The organism is bacterium, assembly GCA_021372615.1.
GTDB lineage: Bacteria > Armatimonadota > Zipacnadia > Zipacnadales > UBA11051 > JAJFUB01.
Genome location: JAJFUB010000007.1, coordinates 17,584 through 33,390, shown reverse-complemented (window position 1 = coordinate 33,390; position 15,807 = coordinate 17,584). Strand labels below are relative to the sequence as shown.

Sequence of the window (15,807 nt, the reverse complement as noted above, 5' to 3'; positions counted from 1 at the left end):
GCTGACCCCATGGCGCTGACCGCGACCCGCACGGCAAGGTCGCGGTCGGCAACCGCTCCCACATTAGCCCGTCGAGGATGGAGTGAGGCAACGTGAGATACGCGCCCGCTATCGCGCTGCTGCTCATCTCTGCGCCGCTCTTCGCGGACAACCCCATCGGCAATCCCGGCTTCGAACCGGCGGCGGGGCCACCCGCCGCCGGTCTCGCCGCTGGCTGGCGTGACAACACCTGGGGCGACACGAAGAGCACCTATGGGCTCGACGAGACGAATCCACATTCCGGCCAGACCTCCCAGAGGATCGCGGGCGTGCGCGGCGCGAACGGCGCCTGTCAGTTCCTCTGCCCCCTGAAGCTGGAAGCGAAGAAGCGCTACCATGTGCAGCTCTGGGTGCGGGCCGAGGGAAGCGTGCCCTCTGTCGGCGTGTGCCTGCGCCAAGGGCCTGAGCCCTACCGGCACTACCTCGCCAGCCAGATCGCGCCCACCCGCGAGTGGCAGTTGCTCGACTTCGCCGGCTTCGTGCCCTCCGCCGACGACACGGCCGGGCTGTATATCTGGTTCGAGCCGCAGACCACCGGCACGGTGTGGGTGGATGACGCGCTGGTGGAGATCGTCGAGCCGACCGCGGTGCTCGGCCCGGCGCCCACCGGCAATGTCATCCCCAACGCAAGCTTCGAACTGGACACGGCGCGGACATGGGAGCCGTCCGGCGCGGGTGAGGTCGCGCCGGCGGCGCAGTGGGCCGCGGACGGCAAGCGCGCCATGCACGCCCGGCTCCCGGCGGGGCAATCGTTCCGCCTGACCACGCCCTGTATTCCCTTCTTCGGTGACAACCTGCCCTTCACGCTGGCCTGCTCGGCGCGCGCGACCGGCGGCCCGGTGAACCTGCAGGTCGTGCTCCACTCCGCCGACATGATCGGCCAGGCCGAGCCCCTGCTCCGGCTCGACCTCAAGCCCGACGAGCAGCTTCAGCGGTATGCCGCGACCGGCAATGTCCTGTGTTCGTATGTGGGTGCGTACTGGCTGGAGATCGTCGGCACAGCCGAGCAGGACGGGGAAGTCTGGTTCGACGCCGTCTCCCTGTCACCGAAGGGCGAGGCCTTCGAGCCCGCGGCCCCGCTGGAGGCGGCGCTGTCCACGGGCGCCCTGGCCAACGTCTTCGCCCCCGATACGCTCAGCGGCCTCAAGTTCCGCCCCACGGTCAAGCTCACGGTGCAGGTCGCCAACGCGGGCCCGGCGCGTGCCGAGTCCTTCCGCCTCGAAGTGCGGGACTATCGCGAGCGCCTCGCCTGCACGGTCCCCCTCAAACTGGCGCTCAAACCCGGCGTCACCACGACCGAGGTGACGGTGCCACTCAAGGAGCTGGGAGCCTTCCGGGGCGACCTGTGCGCCGGCGACGGCAAGGCGCCCCTGTGCTCGCTCGTCTTCAGCCAGATCCCCCTGCCCCGTGCCGTGCCGCCCGCGCAGTCCAACATCGGCGGGCATTTCAGCACGGCCTCGGACTGGCAGATGCAGATCGCCAGGCGCTTGGGGTACAAGTGGACGCGCATCCACGACTGCTCGAGCATCACGCACTGGCGCACCGCCGAGCCCCAGCCGGGGCAGTGGCGCTTCTTCGATGAGGACGTGGCGCGGGTGCGAAAGGCGGGGCTGGAGATCCTGGGCGAGTTCCTGCGCGTGCCCGACTGGGCCACGACCGCCGAACCCGGTAGCGCGGCCTTCCGCGCCGGCGTCGGACCGTACCGCGATGTCGTCGCGTTCGAGAACTACGTCCGCACCGTCGTCTCGCACTACAGGACCGACATCCGCGTCTGGGAGATCTGGAACGAGCCGTATGGCGGGGGGTTCTACGGGGGCACCGCGGAGCAATACGCAGCCCTGGCCCAGGCAGCGGCGGGGGCTGCGAAGGCGGCCGACCCGACCTGCCGACTGCTGGCCCCCTGCACCTTTCCTTCGGCGACGCAGTGGACCGACCGCGTGCTCGCCGCCGGGGGCCTCACCGGCGCCGACATCTTCTCCTACCATGGCTACGGCTGCCTGACGAAGAAGCCCTATGGCAACGTGAACGCCTGGGCGGTCCGTGACGGGAAGCCCATGCCCCGCTGGAACTCCGAGACGGGCGTCACCGCCGACACGTTCTATCGCCACATCTGCAACAAGCTGGACAACGAGTACTCGCGCTGGGCGGGGCGGACGCCGGTCGAGGAGGCCGTCATCCAGTCGCTCAAGCTCTTCGTGCTGGCCCTTGCCTCCGGCGCGGACAAGTACTTCTACTACTGGACCAACGTCGAGCAGGGCATGGCGCCACGCATGAACTCCATGTCCATCTACGAATACGACCGCAGCCTGCGCCCCCATGGGGTCGTGTACGCCATCGCGGCCTGGTTGCTGGACCCGTCGGTCGGCGCGGGCGTGCAGGAGTACCCCTGCGGGGTCACCGCCTGCTATCTGCAGCACGGCAAGGACGCGGTGGTGGTGCTGTGGCGTACCGGCGCAGATGGTGGGTACCCCCTCGACCCACGCGCGCTGCCCCGGGGTGCCCGGGCCCTCGACACGATGGGCAACGGCCTGCCGCTCGGCAGTTCGGGCGACCGGCTCACGCTTGACCGCCACCCGGTGTACCTCGTCGTCCCGAACATGAGCGCCGCGAAGCTGGGCGGCAGACTGGGGGAGATCATCAACGCCAACTCCCAGTAGCGCCGCAGCGCCGGCGCGCAACTTGGTATCGTCCGCAGATGGAGCCATAGCGTCAGAGCGGGGTGTCGGCGCAGCCGACACCCCGCCCTGATTCCTCCGGATAGCCGACCGCCCGCTGTAGGCCGCAATCAGCGGCGCTCACAACGCCCCGCCGCTTGAACATCCCGTGAGCAACACCTAACCTCTACCAGAACTCGGATGGCTATGCTACCTTCGCATAGACCAGCAGGGCAGGCCTGGTGCCAAGGAGAGTGCCATGCAGACAATCCTCGGGCGGTTGTGGCGGGAAGAGGAGGGCATGACCACAGTTGAGTATGCGTTGCTGCTTGCCCTGTTGACCATAGCTTCCATCGTCGCCTGGACCACCCTTGGGCAGCGCAAGACCACCATGCTGAGCATCGTGACCGAGCGAATGGCACGCTAATCCGCGGATCCCGCCGTCCCTGCCGCGCCCTGACGTTCTGCCCGTCAGGGCGCGCTGCATTTGCCGGCAACGGCCGAGTTGCCCCCAGGCAGGAACATCCCCCACGCATCCCGAACTGCCCCCATCGTCTCTCCCAGCGCCTGCGTGCGCGCCGAGGAGTGGACACGCTGCCTCACGCGCCCCCCGTCAAGACGTGGGACCGTACAAGCGGTCACCGACCGCGAAAGGATACGTCATGGACATCAAGATCGGCTGTCAGACTCTCCCCTATTCCGAGCTGCCATTTGACCGCGCGCTGGAGGGGATTGCCCGCGCCGGCTACAAGTACGTGTGCCTGGGCACCACGCACGAGAAGCAGCCGGCGTTTGACCCGGCGTGGTCGGAAGCACAGACCCTGGAGCTGGGCCGCCGCGTCGAGGACGCCGGACTCATCCCCGTCATGGCCTTCCAGGTCTCCGGCGGGCCCACGGGCGAGGGAGGCGTGGACCTGTGGAAGAAGCGCCTCGACCAGGGCAAGCTGCTCGGCATGGACTGTCTGCTAGGCTGGGGGCCGTGGGAATACGAGAGCTGGCCGGGCAAGAAGTACGGCCTGGCCGTCTGGCGCGGGATGTGTGACGACTGGTTCCGGGCCATGGAGCCGGTCGCCAGGCACGCCGAGGCCGTCGGCATGATGATCGTGCTCAAGCCCCACACCGGTCTGACCGCCTATGGCAACATCCTGCGCCAGACCATCGAGCGCGTCAGCTCGCCCATGGTGCAGGCGTGCTACGACGGCGGCAATGTCCACTTCTACGAAGGGCTCGACCCCGCCCTGGACATCCAGGACTGCGCCGAGCTGGTGAAGGCCATCTGTGTGAAGGACCACATCGGCCCGCGCGCCAACCCCGTCTTCCCGGTGCCCGGCGCCGGTGAAGTCAGCGACAAGGGGATGCTCGAGGCGCTCAAGCCATTCGACTTCCATGGCCCCATGGTCGTCGAGCGCTTCGAGGGGCCGTTCAAGAAGACGGAGATGCTCCCCGAGCTGACTGACGCGCTGGCGGCGCAGGCGCGGGTGTATCTCGAGCGCGTCGCCAGCGAAGTGTAGGGTGACTGGTTCGCCATTCCTCTCGTCCAGTAGCCCGGGCGGCTCGCCCGGGCCGGGGCAGGCGAGGGCGCTTGCCCTACTGCTCAGTCAGGGCCATCACACACCATGAAGCAAGCTCTGGTCTACCTGATCGCCGCTGTCGTGCAACTCGCCCTGGCCCTGTGGCTCCGGGGCGGGACGCTCATCCTGCTCTGGACTGGCGTGGCCTGTCTCCTGGTGGGCCTCGCCTATGCGGGCCTCGGCGCGCGGATGTTCGGCAAGCGCGCCGACGGCTCGCTGGCGTGGTGGGCCTGGGTGCTGCTGCCGTACCTGGGCTTCACCTACGCCGTCTGGAAGATCAAGCGACGCTTCAGCAAGGAGACGCTGTACGACGAGATCGTGCCGGGCCTCTGGATCGGGCGGCGGGTGCTCGGGGACGAGCTGCCCGCCGGCGTGCAACTCGTGGTGGATCTGACCTGCGAGTTCGCCGAGCCGTCGAGCGTTCTGCAGCGGTGCGCGGTCCGCTGCCTGCCGACGCTGAACTACGACGTGCCGCCGGTGGCGGCCCTGCAGGCCCTGGTGACTGAGCTGGCCGACCGTGATGGCCTCTACATCCACTGCGCCCAGGGCCACGGCCGCTCGGCGGTAGTGGCGGCGGCGGTGCTGGTGCGCCGCGGCGTGGCCGCGACCGTGGACGAGGCAGTCGAGATGGTTGTGCGGGTGCGCCCCAAGACACACCTGGAGGGCTGCCAGAAGCAGTTGCTGCGGAACCTGCCGCTCTGAACGGAGCTGCCGCCTTGCTGCAGTACGCGCTCCCCATCTTCCTGGGGGCCTTCCTGCTCTTCCAGGTCCAGCCGCTCATCGCCCGGTGCCTCCTGCCGTGGTTCGGCGGGATGCCGGCGGTGTGGACCACCTGCATGCTGCTCTTTCAGGTCCTGCTGCTGGCGGGGTACGCCTACGCCCACTGGCTGGCGACACGGCTGCGTCCCCCGGCGCAGGCGCTGCTGCAGGGCGCGGTGCTCGCACTTTCGCTGGCGCTGCTGGCGGCCCAGTGGCGCTACTGGGGCGGGCCGCTCATCCCCGCTGCCGCCTGGAAGCCCGCCGACCCCGATGCCCCTGTGTGCCACCTGCTCCTGCTGCTGGCCGTGACCGTCGGCCTCCCCTACTTCGTGCTGGCCACCACCAGCCCGCTGCTGCAGGCGTGGTTCAGCCGCGCCCGACCGGGCGTCGCGCCCTATCGCCTCTACATGCTGTCCAACGTCGGCTCCCTGTTGGCGCTGCTCACCTACCCCGTGCTCATCGAGCCCGCGCTGGCGATGCGGGCGCAGGCCGTGGTGTGGGCCGGCGCCTTCGTGCTGTTCGCCGCGGCGTACCTGCTGTGCGCCATCCAGTCGGCCTCCGCAGCGCCTGCAGGAGAGGTCACCGACCGCGACGCCGCTCCCACAGCGCTCCCTGCAGAGGCCGATGTGCCGTGGCGCCACCGTCTACTGTGGATCGCCCTCCCGGCCCTGGCCTCGACGCTCCTCCTGGCGGTCACGAACCAGATCTGCCAGGAGTTGGCGGTCATCCCCTTCCTGTGGGTCCTGCCACTGACGCTCTACCTGCTCTCCTTCATCATCTGCTTCGACAACCCCCGCTGGTACGTGCGCGCGGCGTACCTGCCGGCGATGCTGATCGCCGTGCCGGTCGTCGCATACGTGATGACCCAACCGCTGGAGATGCCCGTGCGCTGGCAGATCGCCACCTATGCCGCGCTGCTCTTCTGCGCCTGCATGTTCTGCCATGGGGAGGTGGTGGCGCGGCGGCCGGACCCGCGCCATCTGACCAGCTTCTACCTGGCGATCTCCATCGGCGGGGCGTTGGGCGGCCTGTTCGTGGGGCTGCTCGCGCCGTTGATCTTCGTGCGCTTCTACGAGTTGCACGTGGCGCTGCTTGCCTGCTGGCTGGCGGGGCTGGTCGCGGTATGGCGCTGGCGGCCTGTCCCCGATGACGTGAGGAGCTATGTTCTCGCGGCCCTGCTCGCACTGTCGGTCGGCCTGCCGATCATCTACTGCCTCGCCCACCACCCGGATCGTCCACCCATCATCCTGGCCCACCGGAGCTTCTACGGCGTGTTCCGTGTGGAGGACCGCGACCGGGACCGCCCCGGGGAGGAGGTCCACTCGCTGGTGAACGGCGCGACGATCCATGGGTTGCAGTACCTGGACCCCTCGCTGCGCCACCGCGCGGTGAGCTACTACAGCCCGCGCTCCGGCGTCGGCCTGGCGGTCACGCGCCACCCGCGCTACCGGTCGCCCCACGGCGGGGCCATGCGCATCGGCGTGGTGGGCCTGGGCACGGGCAACATGGCGGTCTACGGCCGCGTGGGCGACACGGTGCGCTTCTACGAGATCAACCCCGCGGTGGACGAGATGGCGCACGACGCCGGGTACTTCAGCTACCTCGCCGACAGCCCGGCACACATCGAGGTGGCGCTGGGGGATGCGCGCCTGTCGCTGGAGCGCGAGCTGCGGCAGACGGGCTCGCAGCAGTTCGACGTGTTGGCGCTGGACGCGTTCAGCAGCGACTCCATCCCCGCGCACCTGCTGACGCGCGAGGCCTTCGCCATCTACCTGCAGCACCTGCGGCAGCCGGACGGGGTGCTGGCGGTCCACGTATCGAACCGCTTCCTGGACCTGGCGCGCGTGGTGTACGGTCTGGCGGACGCCTGCGGGCTGCAGGCCCTGCGCTTCAGCGACCCGGGCGGGCCGGGGATATACAAGTCGGACTGGATGCTGCTGACCACCAGCCCGCGCGTGCTGACCGACCGCGAGATCGTCCGCATGTCCCTCCCCCGCCCCGCGACGCGCCCCTTGCGGCTGTGGACGGATGATTACTATAATCTGTGGCAGATACTGAGATGACACTGGGCGCGATGCGCCGCCAGATGGGCCATCACCAGATATCAGCACACTACACCCTGACAGTCGAGAGAGGGGGGTCCTGCCATGGTTGGGCCGGCAGCCGACGCACCAGAAGGCCCCGATGAGGAGTGGGCTGCGCTGGAGGTCGAACTCAGCGAGCGGTGTCTTAACCGAAGACATGAACTCACACAGACGACGCTGGATGATGGGACTGTCACACGGTGTGTCCTCATCCCTCAGGGCCCGGACCTCGTGGACCTGCCACTCTCGAACATTGGCCATGCCAGACGCCTTCTGGCGATCGGGTTCGAGCGCTATTCGTACTTGGCGGGGTACGATGCCATCTGGTCCCTGGAGAACAGGCTCATTGAGTGTAGTATCCGCGATCTTGGCGACCTTATCGCGCCCGCGAGATGGCTGTGGCGACGGATTACTGGACAGGACCAGGAGGGTGACGATATCCAGGCCATAGAGCTTACCGGCCAGGGGCCCCTGGCAGACGTAACGATCAGGCTGGGCAATCCGTCGGCAGCCTTCACCGCCATGGCGCCACGACGTCTTCCAGGCCGCTCAGGGATGTCCATTGCCATCACAGGCGTGGGCGCCGCTACGCACGACCAAGCGCTTGAGACGATGGTCAGGGTCGCCGACTCCGTCTTCTTCCAACTCGATGCGACGACAGGCGTGGCCCTCGGACCCGTCAGACGCCGAGAACGGGCGCGGATGCCCCGTCGGGTGCCCCATCCGGCTGCGTCACTGGTCTTTCCCAGGTGTGAGTACAACCACGAGCCCCTGTCTCTGTACTGGTATGGCATGTCAGCGCGCAGGCTACCTTTGCTGCAGTACCACGCGTTCTACCAGGCCATTGAGTTCTTCTTCCCTGTCCATACAGCGGCGGAGGCAACGAACCGTATCAGGAACATCCTGAGGAATCCCGCATTCAGAGTTGAGAGCGACACAGAGATCGCGCGCCTGATCTCGGCCGCCGGCCCGGCCATCAACTCGCGACAGAGTGAGCGCTCCAGCCTGAAGGCCGTTCTGTTGGCCTGCCTGGATGAGCAAGCCGTGAGGGCTTTCCTGGAGGAGGATGAAGCGCGGTGCGACTTCATCGGCCGGAAGACGGGGATCAGCGACAAGTTGGTCCAGCTTCGGAACCTGCAAGTCGACCTTCGAGAACAGCTGGCGCTCAGGATCTATGATATCCGCTGTAAGATCGTGCACACAAAGATGGAGGACGACGACGAGGACACGTACTTGCTGCCCTTTTCCGCGTCTGTTGACGAGTTGCTCTACGACATCGAGATACTCCAGTACGTCGCACGACACGTGATTGCAGCGTCTGGGACGGCCCTGCAGATAACCCCCGCCGGTAGGGAGCAATGAATAGGGAGGCAACGCGGATGCGAAGCGCACTGATCGTCTGGGGTGGATGGGACGGGCATGAGCCGCGGCAGACGGCCGAGATCATGGCCGAGGCGCTCGGCGCCGAAGGCTTCGGGGTCGAAGTCGCCACCTGCCTCGATGCCTACAAGGACGAGGCCAAGCTCAAGGGGCTCGACCTCATCATCAACAACTGGACCATGGGCAAGATCGAGGCCGACCAGGCGACGCCGCTGCTGAACGCCGTGCGCTCCGGCGTGGGCTTCGGCGGCATCCATGGCGGCATGGGCGACGCCTTCCGGGAGCACACCGAATACCAGTTCATGTGCGGGGGCCAGTGGGTCGCCCACCCCGGCGGAATCCGCCCCTACCGCGTGAACATCGGCCCCACGCCCGACCCCGTCACCGCCGGGATCGAGGACTTCGACGTGGAGTCCGAGCAGTACTACATGCACGTGGACCCGATCAACACGGTCCTGGCGACGACGATCTTCCCCGACTACGACAACGTGGTCATGCCGGTGACGTGGAAGAAGATGTACGGCGCGGGCCGGGTCTTCTACTGCTCGCTCGGCCACAGCGCCAGCGTGCTGGCCATGCCGCCGGTGCTAACGATGGTGACGCGCGGGCTGAAGTGGGCCGCGAAGGCGGAGTGAGATGAAGTACGAGGATCGTCTCATGGCCCCCGAAGCTCGGCGGGTCTATGAGGACATCCTGCGCCAGATGACACCGGCACAGAAGCTGGAGGCGGCTTCCCGCGCCCGGCGCCGTGTCCTGGAGTTGGCCCTCGCGGGGGTGAAGCTCGACCACCCAGACTGGACGCTCGAAGAGCAGCAGGCAGAGGCCCGGCGGAGGTTCGCTGCGTGGAAGACCTAGAGGTGCTGGCAGAGGTAGCCCAGACGCTCGACGGGCTCGACGTCCGGTGGATGCTGGTGGGCTCCCACGCTTCCTCGATCTGGGGGGTGTTTCGCTCCACACACGACATTGATGTCGTTATCTCCTACGAGCAGCAACACGTTGACTGCCTGCTGCAGGCCTTCCAGGACCGCTACTACATCAGCCGCGAGATGGTTGAGGATGGCCTGCAGCGGGGGACGATGTGGAACATCATCCACTTTGACTATGGCGAGAAAGTGGACTTCTGGCGCCTGGGCAATGACCCGTACGACCGCGAAGCGCTGGATCGGCGGATCGCTGCTGACTACCAAGGCGTAGCCGTCTGGGTGGCCAGCCCCGAGGATGTCGTCCTCTCCAAGCTACGCTGGGCCGCCGACAGCCGCAGTGAGATGCAGCTCAACGATGTCTCGATGATCCTGCGTGTGCGCCGCAATCTCGACCTCCCCTATCTCCGCCTCTGGGCGCTGCGACTCGGCGTGATGGATGATCTGGAGCGGCTCCTGGCCGAAGCCGAAGAGCCCTGAGCGTCTACGCTCCCCCGGGCGGGCAGGTCCCCCGCCTCTCGCGCCGAACACTCCACCATGCGCCACCACTACGCCCCCCTCGCGTTGCTGCTGATCTGTTGCGGGATGCTGCACGCCGAGCCGACCACGCTGCAGCCGGTTCTCTCCCCCGCCCTGTCCGACAGCTTCCGCCTCGCCGCCGGCACCTGGCAGTTCCGCGACGGCGAGATCGAACAGACCAACGTCTCGCGCCTGTCCGCGGCCATCATGACCGAGCCGGGCTTCTCGGACACCCGCCTGAGCGTCGAGTTCCGCATCCATCCCGTCGGCAACGGTGTGCGCGCGGCGGCGCTCATCCTGCGCGCCACCGGTACCATGACCTACTACTGGCTCCACCTGGACAGCAAGTTCCACAACGTGATTCTGACCCGCTCCACGCCGCAGAAGAGCTGGATCGAGCTGACCCGGGCGCGCTGCCCGGCGCTGACCGATGACGCCTGGCACACCGCCCTGGCCGAGATCAAGGGCGGGGAGATCGTCTTCTCGCTCGACGGCACCGAGGTCGTGCGCGCCAAGGATGACACCATCCCGGCCGGACGCATCGGCCTGGGCACCAGTCAGGGGCAAGTGACCTTCCGCAACCTGAAGATCAAAGGGGAGCAAGTCGCCATGGCCGAGCCGCTCAAGAACGAGACGCCACCCTACAGGATCATCTCCCACGGTGAGGCCGCCGGGACCTACCAGGCCTTCCCCGACGCCTGTCGCCTGCAGAACGGCGACATCATGGCCGTCTTCTACGGTGGGTACGGCCATGTGTCGTTCCCCAACGAGCAGTGGCCGAAGGGTGGGCGCGTCTGCACCGTCCGCTCCAGCGACGAGGGCCGCACGTGGACGCAGCCGCGGGTGGTCTACGACGACGACCAGGACAACCGCGACCCGCACATCGCCCAGCTCAAGGACGGCACGCTGGTCTGCAGCTTCTTCAAGTACTGGCGCGTCGAGGGCAAGACGCACTACGTCTCGATGATCACGCGCTCGACCGATGGCGGGGCGACGTGGGAGCCGAAGGGCCAGCCGGTCACGCCGGAGATGTGGGCCGTCTCCGCCCCCGTGCGCGAGTTGCCTGACGGCACGCTCATCCTCGGCGTGTACTCCAGCGAGTCGTACGGCGGCATCGTGCGCTCGACCGACCATGGCAAGACGTGGTGCGCGCCCATCCCCATCGGCAAGGAAGCGAAGCTGCCGCTGGACGCCGAGACGGACTTCGTGCTGCTCAAGGACGGGACGCTGTATGCCGCGCTCCGCAGCAGCAAGATCAACATGCATTACGCCACGAGCCCGGACCTGGGGCTGACGTGGAGCCCCGTGCAGGACATCGGCTTCAAGGCTCACGCGCCGCACTTCACGCGGCTGAGCACTGGCGAGATCCTGATGACCCACCGCATCCCGCAGACGGCGCTGCACGTCAGCCGCGACGAGGCGAAGACGTGGGAGGGCCCGTACGTCATTGACAATGTCGGCGGCGCGTACCCGGCCACGGTGGAACTCAAGGATGGGACCGTGCTGGCGATCTACTACGAAGAGGGGGAGGGCAGCGCCATCCGCGCGCTGCGGCTCAAGCTCAAGGCCGACGGGATTGACTGGCTCGGATGGTAGCGCCCGCCGACGCCCTGACGGTCTACACTGTGGGCCACTCGAACCACACCGTGGAGCGCCTGCTGGAGCTGCTGGCCGCGCACGACATCGCGGTCGTGGCAGATGTGCGCTCCAGTCCGTACTCCAAGTACGCCGGGCAGTTCAACCGCGCCCCCCTGGAGGCCGCCGTGGCCCAGGCGGGGCTGGCGTACGCCTACCTGGGCGAGGCCCTCGGCGGCATGCCCAACGTGCCGGGCTTCTACGACGCCGACGGGCACGTGCGGTACGACCTGATCGCGGCGTCGGACCGCTTCCGCGACGGGTTGGCACGTCTGCTGGAGATCGCGCGTGAGCGCCGCGTGGCGCTGCTATGCAGCGAGGAGGACCCGGGCGATTGCCACCGGCACCTCCTCCTGGCACGCGTGCTGTGCGAGCGAGGCGTGACGGTCCTGCACCTGCGCGGCGACGGCAGCGTCACCAGCGATGCCGACCTGACCGCGGCGGCGGAGTTCGAGCGCACCGGCGGCCAGCAGAGCCTGTTCGAGGATGATGGGGAGCGGCCATGGAGATCTACACGATCGGCCACACCAAGAAGTCAGCCGAGGAGTTCTTCGAGCGTCTGAAGCTCCGGGGCATCCGCCGGGTCATTGACGTGCGGCTGAACAACACCTCGCAGCTCGCCGGCTTCAGCAAGCGCGACGACCTGCGCTACTTCCTGCGCGAGATCTGCGATGCCGACTACGTGCCCGAGCCGCGCCTGGCCCCCTCGGCGGAGCTGCTGTCGGCCTACCAGGACAAGCAGATCACCTTCGACGAGTACGCGGTGCAGTTCCGCCGCCTGCTGGCCGAGCGCGCGCCGGAGACGTGGCTGGACCGCGCGCAGTTCGAGCAGCCGACGGTGCTGCTGTGCTCCGAAGCCGAGCCGGACCACTGCCACCGGCGTCTCGTAGCCGAGTACCTGTGCGACGCCTGGAGCGAGGGCCGCATCATCCACCTCTAGGGGGGCCTGCCGTGGAGATCATCGTCACCCATCTGACACGCATGAGGCGGGGCTACATCTGCACTGCGGGGATCTGCGCGGCGGACGGCCGGCACGTCCGCCCGGTCTTCGAGCGGGGCAACCTCGGCGTGAACATGCTGGCCCGCAACGGCGGGCCGTTCGCGCTGGGGCGCCGCGTGCACCTCGCGGGCGCCCAGAAAGCCGAGGCGCCGCCGCCCCATGTCGAGGACTGGACCATAGACCGCTATGGCCTCAAGCCGTTGGCCGCACTAGCGCCGGAGGAGTTCTGGGCCTTGCTGTCGGCCCACGCCGCCGCCACGCTGCACGAGGCCTTTGGCCCGGAACTGCGGCCCATCGGCGGCATGAGCTTCGGCACCGACCCGGGACAGGGCGCCACGTCGCTGGCCTACCTGCGGCTGCCCGCGCCCCCGACGCTCCACTTCGTGGAGCGCGAGGGCGGCAGCCGACAGATCCGAGTGACGCTGCAGGCAGGAGCCACGGCCGACCTGGGGGTGACCGACAAGCGCCTGTACGTCGGGCACGCGCACCTTCCCAACGAGGCGCTGGTGACGCGGCTGCAGGAGGCCCTCGCCAAGTCGCGCGAGGTCATCGTGGCGGTCGGCCTGGGGCGCCCCTACCCTCCGGGCGCCCCGGACGCCGTGAACTGGCTGCAGGTCAACAACCTCTTCCCGCGCGAGGCGCCGCTGTGGGAGACGCCTGGCGACCTGCCGTGATAGCGCCCTACTGCGGCACGACCAGTCGGTCCGCCGTGTGCGACCAGTAGGCCGGCAGCCGGTCGTCCAACTTCAGCGTGATGTCTTCCAGCACCCCCGTGGGCGCTTTGCTCAACCTGACGCCCCAGACTTGCCCATCCTGGCCCGCTGGGACCTGCACATCGGCCGTGTAGAGCGCCTTCTGCCCCGTGCACCCGGAGGCGGCTTCCTTGCCGTCCGGGGCGAGCACCGTGAGCGTTGCGGTCTCGCCCGGGGCGCTCGTCTCCAGCACGATCCGGAAGCTCTTCAGGCCCACCGGCACGTACACATGCAGCGGTGAGGTCTCGCCGATGAAGCTGATCGTCTGCCCCATCAGGGCCGCGTGATCGTTCAGCAGCGTCACATGCGCGGAGTTGGCCCCCGGGTCGCAGACGAAGTTGTAGACGCCGGCCTTGGCCGCCGGGAAGTCAAGCTGGGCCTCCTGACCGGGCTTGAGCACCCCGTCCTGGACGACATTGCCGTCCGGGTCGTTGAGGAACCAGCGGCACGGGTCGGTGTACTTGCCGATCTGCCCCTCGCTCACGTGGGCGCGGAAGTGCTCGCCGGCCTGCAGCAGCGCAACGAAGCCGTGCCCCTTGCGGATCACGATGGGCTGCAGCTTCGCCTCGGCGACCTGCTCCTTCCAGGCCCGCAGTGGCTCGCCCTTGTACGTCAGGTCCCGCGTCACGCCCCACGCCCGTGTCTCGAGCCAGACGCAGTAGTTGAGGTTGGCGACGTTCTGCGTCTCGATCTTCTGCCGCATCTCGCGCAGTTCGTTGCTGGCCTGGTACAGCTCGCGGAACCGCCCCTTGGCACGCGCGGCGGCGAGGGCGCAGCACTTCTCGGCGTGGGCCAGGCCGTCTTGCAGGAACGCCACGCGGGCCGTCGCCACAGGATCGCCCTGTGCCGCTGTCTGGGCCGCCGCCAGTAGCCTGTGGCCCTCGGCGAAGGCGTCCGTCGTGAACGCCTCGTGTGCCATCTTCGGGAAGTTGGCCCAGTTGCCGCCGGTGGCCTGGGCGACTCCGCGGAAGCGGTCGCGATTGTCGGTCGTGAACTTCTCCCAGGTATCGAAGTAGGCTTTGACCTGTTTGCTCGCCGGGCCGAAGCCCGCGTAGTACTCGGCCAGGACCTCGTCCACGGGCGCTTGCAGTCGCGTCTGCCAACGGGCGAAAAGGTAGTCCTGCGGGCCCTGGGTGGCCCACATGGCTGTCAGCGAGTCGAAGTCGGTGGCAATCATCCCGTTGCGCGCGTCGTGGGCGAACTCATCGGCGAACTTGTGCATGTAGATGTACGGCATGCAGTAGCCTTCGAGCGTGTAGTTGGGCCGCAGGAAGATCCGCGCCCCGGTCTTGCGCCACCCGTCCCACATGTCCCGCACCCACTGGTGCTCCGCCGCCGTCCGCGGGAAGAACACATCGGGCACAATGCCGATGTACACATGGTCGTTCAGCTTCGTCCTCACCGGCGGCAGCGCATAGTTGACGTACGCATAGCCGGTCACGATGGCCTCGGGGTCGTGCTGGCTGCCCAGTTGCTGCAGCGTCAGCCAAAAGCGCGCGTAGCGGTCGGAGACGCACTTGGCGTCGTAGCGCTCCGAGATCGCCTTCTCGGGCCGCTCGACGTCCCACGACAGACAGGTCGGGCACGAGCACATCCCGTACACATCGTTCTCGCAGCCGTTGATCGTCAGGTTCTCGCCGGGCTTCTGCTTGCGGTCCGCCAGCCAGTTCTGGATGATCTGCTGGTGGAAGCCGGGGTTGGACACGCACATGGACATCTCGCCGCGCGGACCGGGCTCCGGGCGCCTGCCGTCAATCATCTGGAACCAGTCGGGATGCTCGGTCCCGTACCGGTCCCACCAGTTCACAAAGGCATGGCCGTATCTCATGCGCAGGGACTTGCCCATGCGGTGGCGGCGCAGGAACACGGCTTCGTCGCGGCGGACCTGCGCGGCCGCGGCCGGGGAGTAGCCCTCCGGCACGTTCGACCGCATGCCCAGCGAGCTACGCAGTTGCCGCTGTACGAGCTGTGGCGCGATCTGCTTGTCCATCTCGGGGATTGCGGCCGTCCGACGCTGGGGAATGACTTCGCCCAACTGCCCTGGCCACAGCCAGCGGACGCCCATCACGTCGTCGAGCAACTCGTAGACGCCGAACAGCGTCCCGGCCCACGTCGTGGCGTTGAGCGCATCGCCCTCGCTGTCGCGGCCGACGACGAACAGCGCCGGGCCCTTCGCGCGCAGGACGAACACCTCGGGCGCCAGCTTCGCGCCGTCGAGACCGGCGTCCCGGGCCGCGGCGGTGTTGCCGATGTAGACGCGCCCAGACGGCTGCGCCGGTACGTTGGGCTCATTCACGGTCGCCAGTCGTGCGCCGGAGGCCTTCGCGACGTGATAGGCCAGCTCCTGGGCCGCATAGGTCTCGACCGGCAGGGGCTTCTCGGGCAGCACGATCACGGCCCGGGCCTGCCCGTCGGCCACGAGCGTGACAGCAGCAGCGGCCCACGACGACACCAGGCTCAGCAACAGCAGGGGAACCACTCGACGCATGTCCAT

14 protein-coding genes are annotated in these 15,807 nt (G+C 67.9%); 13 read left to right on the top strand and 1 reads right to left on the bottom strand.

Features of this window, described 5'->3' with window-relative positions; translation table 11 throughout:
• Positions 1-92: 92 nt before the first annotated feature.
• The 13 genes from LLH23_00470 (at position 93) to LLH23_00410 (ending at position 13,235) form a co-directional block, all read left to right on the top strand.
• Positions 93-2,696, top strand: a complete 2,604-nt coding sequence (locus LLH23_00470) for a hypothetical protein (protein MCE5236948.1) — start codon at positions 93-95, stop codon at positions 2,694-2,696.
• Between the two features lie 256 nt (positions 2,697-2,952).
• Entirely contained in the window at positions 2,953-3,120 is a 168-nt protein-coding gene (locus tag LLH23_00465) for a Flp family type IVb pilin (protein ID MCE5236947.1), read from the top strand.
• A 235-nt stretch (positions 3,121-3,355) separates the two neighbouring features.
• Positions 3,356-4,204: a sugar phosphate isomerase/epimerase gene (locus tag LLH23_00460; GenBank protein MCE5236946.1), complete on the top strand. Its 849-nt coding sequence runs from the start codon at positions 3,356-3,358 to the stop codon at positions 4,202-4,204.
• A gap of 105 nt (positions 4,205-4,309) precedes the next feature.
• Entirely contained in the window at positions 4,310-4,966 is a 657-nt protein-coding gene (locus tag LLH23_00455; protein MCE5236945.1) for a hypothetical protein, read from the top strand.
• Between the two features lie 14 nt (positions 4,967-4,980).
• Entirely contained in the window at positions 4,981-7,086 is a 2,106-nt protein-coding gene (locus LLH23_00450) for a fused MFS/spermidine synthase (GenBank protein MCE5236944.1), read from the top strand.
• 84 nt (positions 7,087-7,170) lie between these two features.
• The gene (locus LLH23_00445; GenBank protein MCE5236943.1) at positions 7,171-8,469 is read left to right on the top strand and encodes a hypothetical protein; all 1,299 of its coding nucleotides are present in this window, start codon (positions 7,171-7,173) and stop codon (positions 8,467-8,469) included.
• Positions 8,470-8,486: 17 nt separating this feature from the next.
• Positions 8,487-9,122, top strand: a complete 636-nt coding sequence (locus LLH23_00440) for a ThuA domain-containing protein (protein MCE5236942.1) — start codon at positions 8,487-8,489, stop codon at positions 9,120-9,122.
• A 1-nt stretch (position 9,123) separates the two neighbouring features.
• The gene (locus tag LLH23_00435) at positions 9,124-9,342 is read left to right on the top strand and encodes a hypothetical protein (protein MCE5236941.1); all 219 of its coding nucleotides are present in this window, start codon (positions 9,124-9,126) and stop codon (positions 9,340-9,342) included.
• Complete coding sequence (locus LLH23_00430; protein MCE5236940.1) at positions 9,330-9,887, top strand: hypothetical protein; 558 nt, start codon at positions 9,330-9,332, stop codon at positions 9,885-9,887. Before LLH23_00435 ends, LLH23_00430 begins: the two co-directional genes overlap by 13 nt.
• A 57-nt stretch (positions 9,888-9,944) precedes the next feature.
• The gene (locus LLH23_00425) at positions 9,945-11,522 is read left to right on the top strand and encodes an exo-alpha-sialidase (GenBank protein ID MCE5236939.1); all 1,578 of its coding nucleotides are present in this window, start codon (positions 9,945-9,947) and stop codon (positions 11,520-11,522) included.
• Positions 11,516-12,124, top strand: a complete 609-nt coding sequence (locus LLH23_00420; protein MCE5236938.1) for a DUF488 domain-containing protein — start codon at positions 11,516-11,518, stop codon at positions 12,122-12,124. The genes LLH23_00425 and LLH23_00420 overlap by 7 nt, the downstream gene beginning before the upstream one ends.
• The gene (locus tag LLH23_00415; GenBank protein ID MCE5236937.1) at positions 12,064-12,501 is read left to right on the top strand and encodes a DUF488 domain-containing protein; all 438 of its coding nucleotides are present in this window, start codon (positions 12,064-12,066) and stop codon (positions 12,499-12,501) included. Before LLH23_00420 ends, LLH23_00415 begins: the two co-directional genes overlap by 61 nt.
• Before the next feature lie 11 nt (positions 12,502-12,512).
• A complete protein-coding gene (locus LLH23_00410) occupies positions 12,513-13,235 on the top strand; it encodes a hypothetical protein (protein MCE5236936.1) in 723 nt (240 codons plus the stop codon).
• A gap of 7 nt (positions 13,236-13,242) precedes the next feature.
• Here LLH23_00410 and LLH23_00405 read toward each other — a convergent pair whose 3' ends face one another.
• The gene (locus tag LLH23_00405) at positions 13,243-15,801 is read right to left on the bottom strand and encodes a DUF4838 domain-containing protein (GenBank protein MCE5236935.1); all 2,559 of its coding nucleotides are present in this window, start codon (positions 15,799-15,801) and stop codon (positions 13,243-13,245) included.
• Positions 15,802-15,807 lie beyond the last annotated feature (6 nt).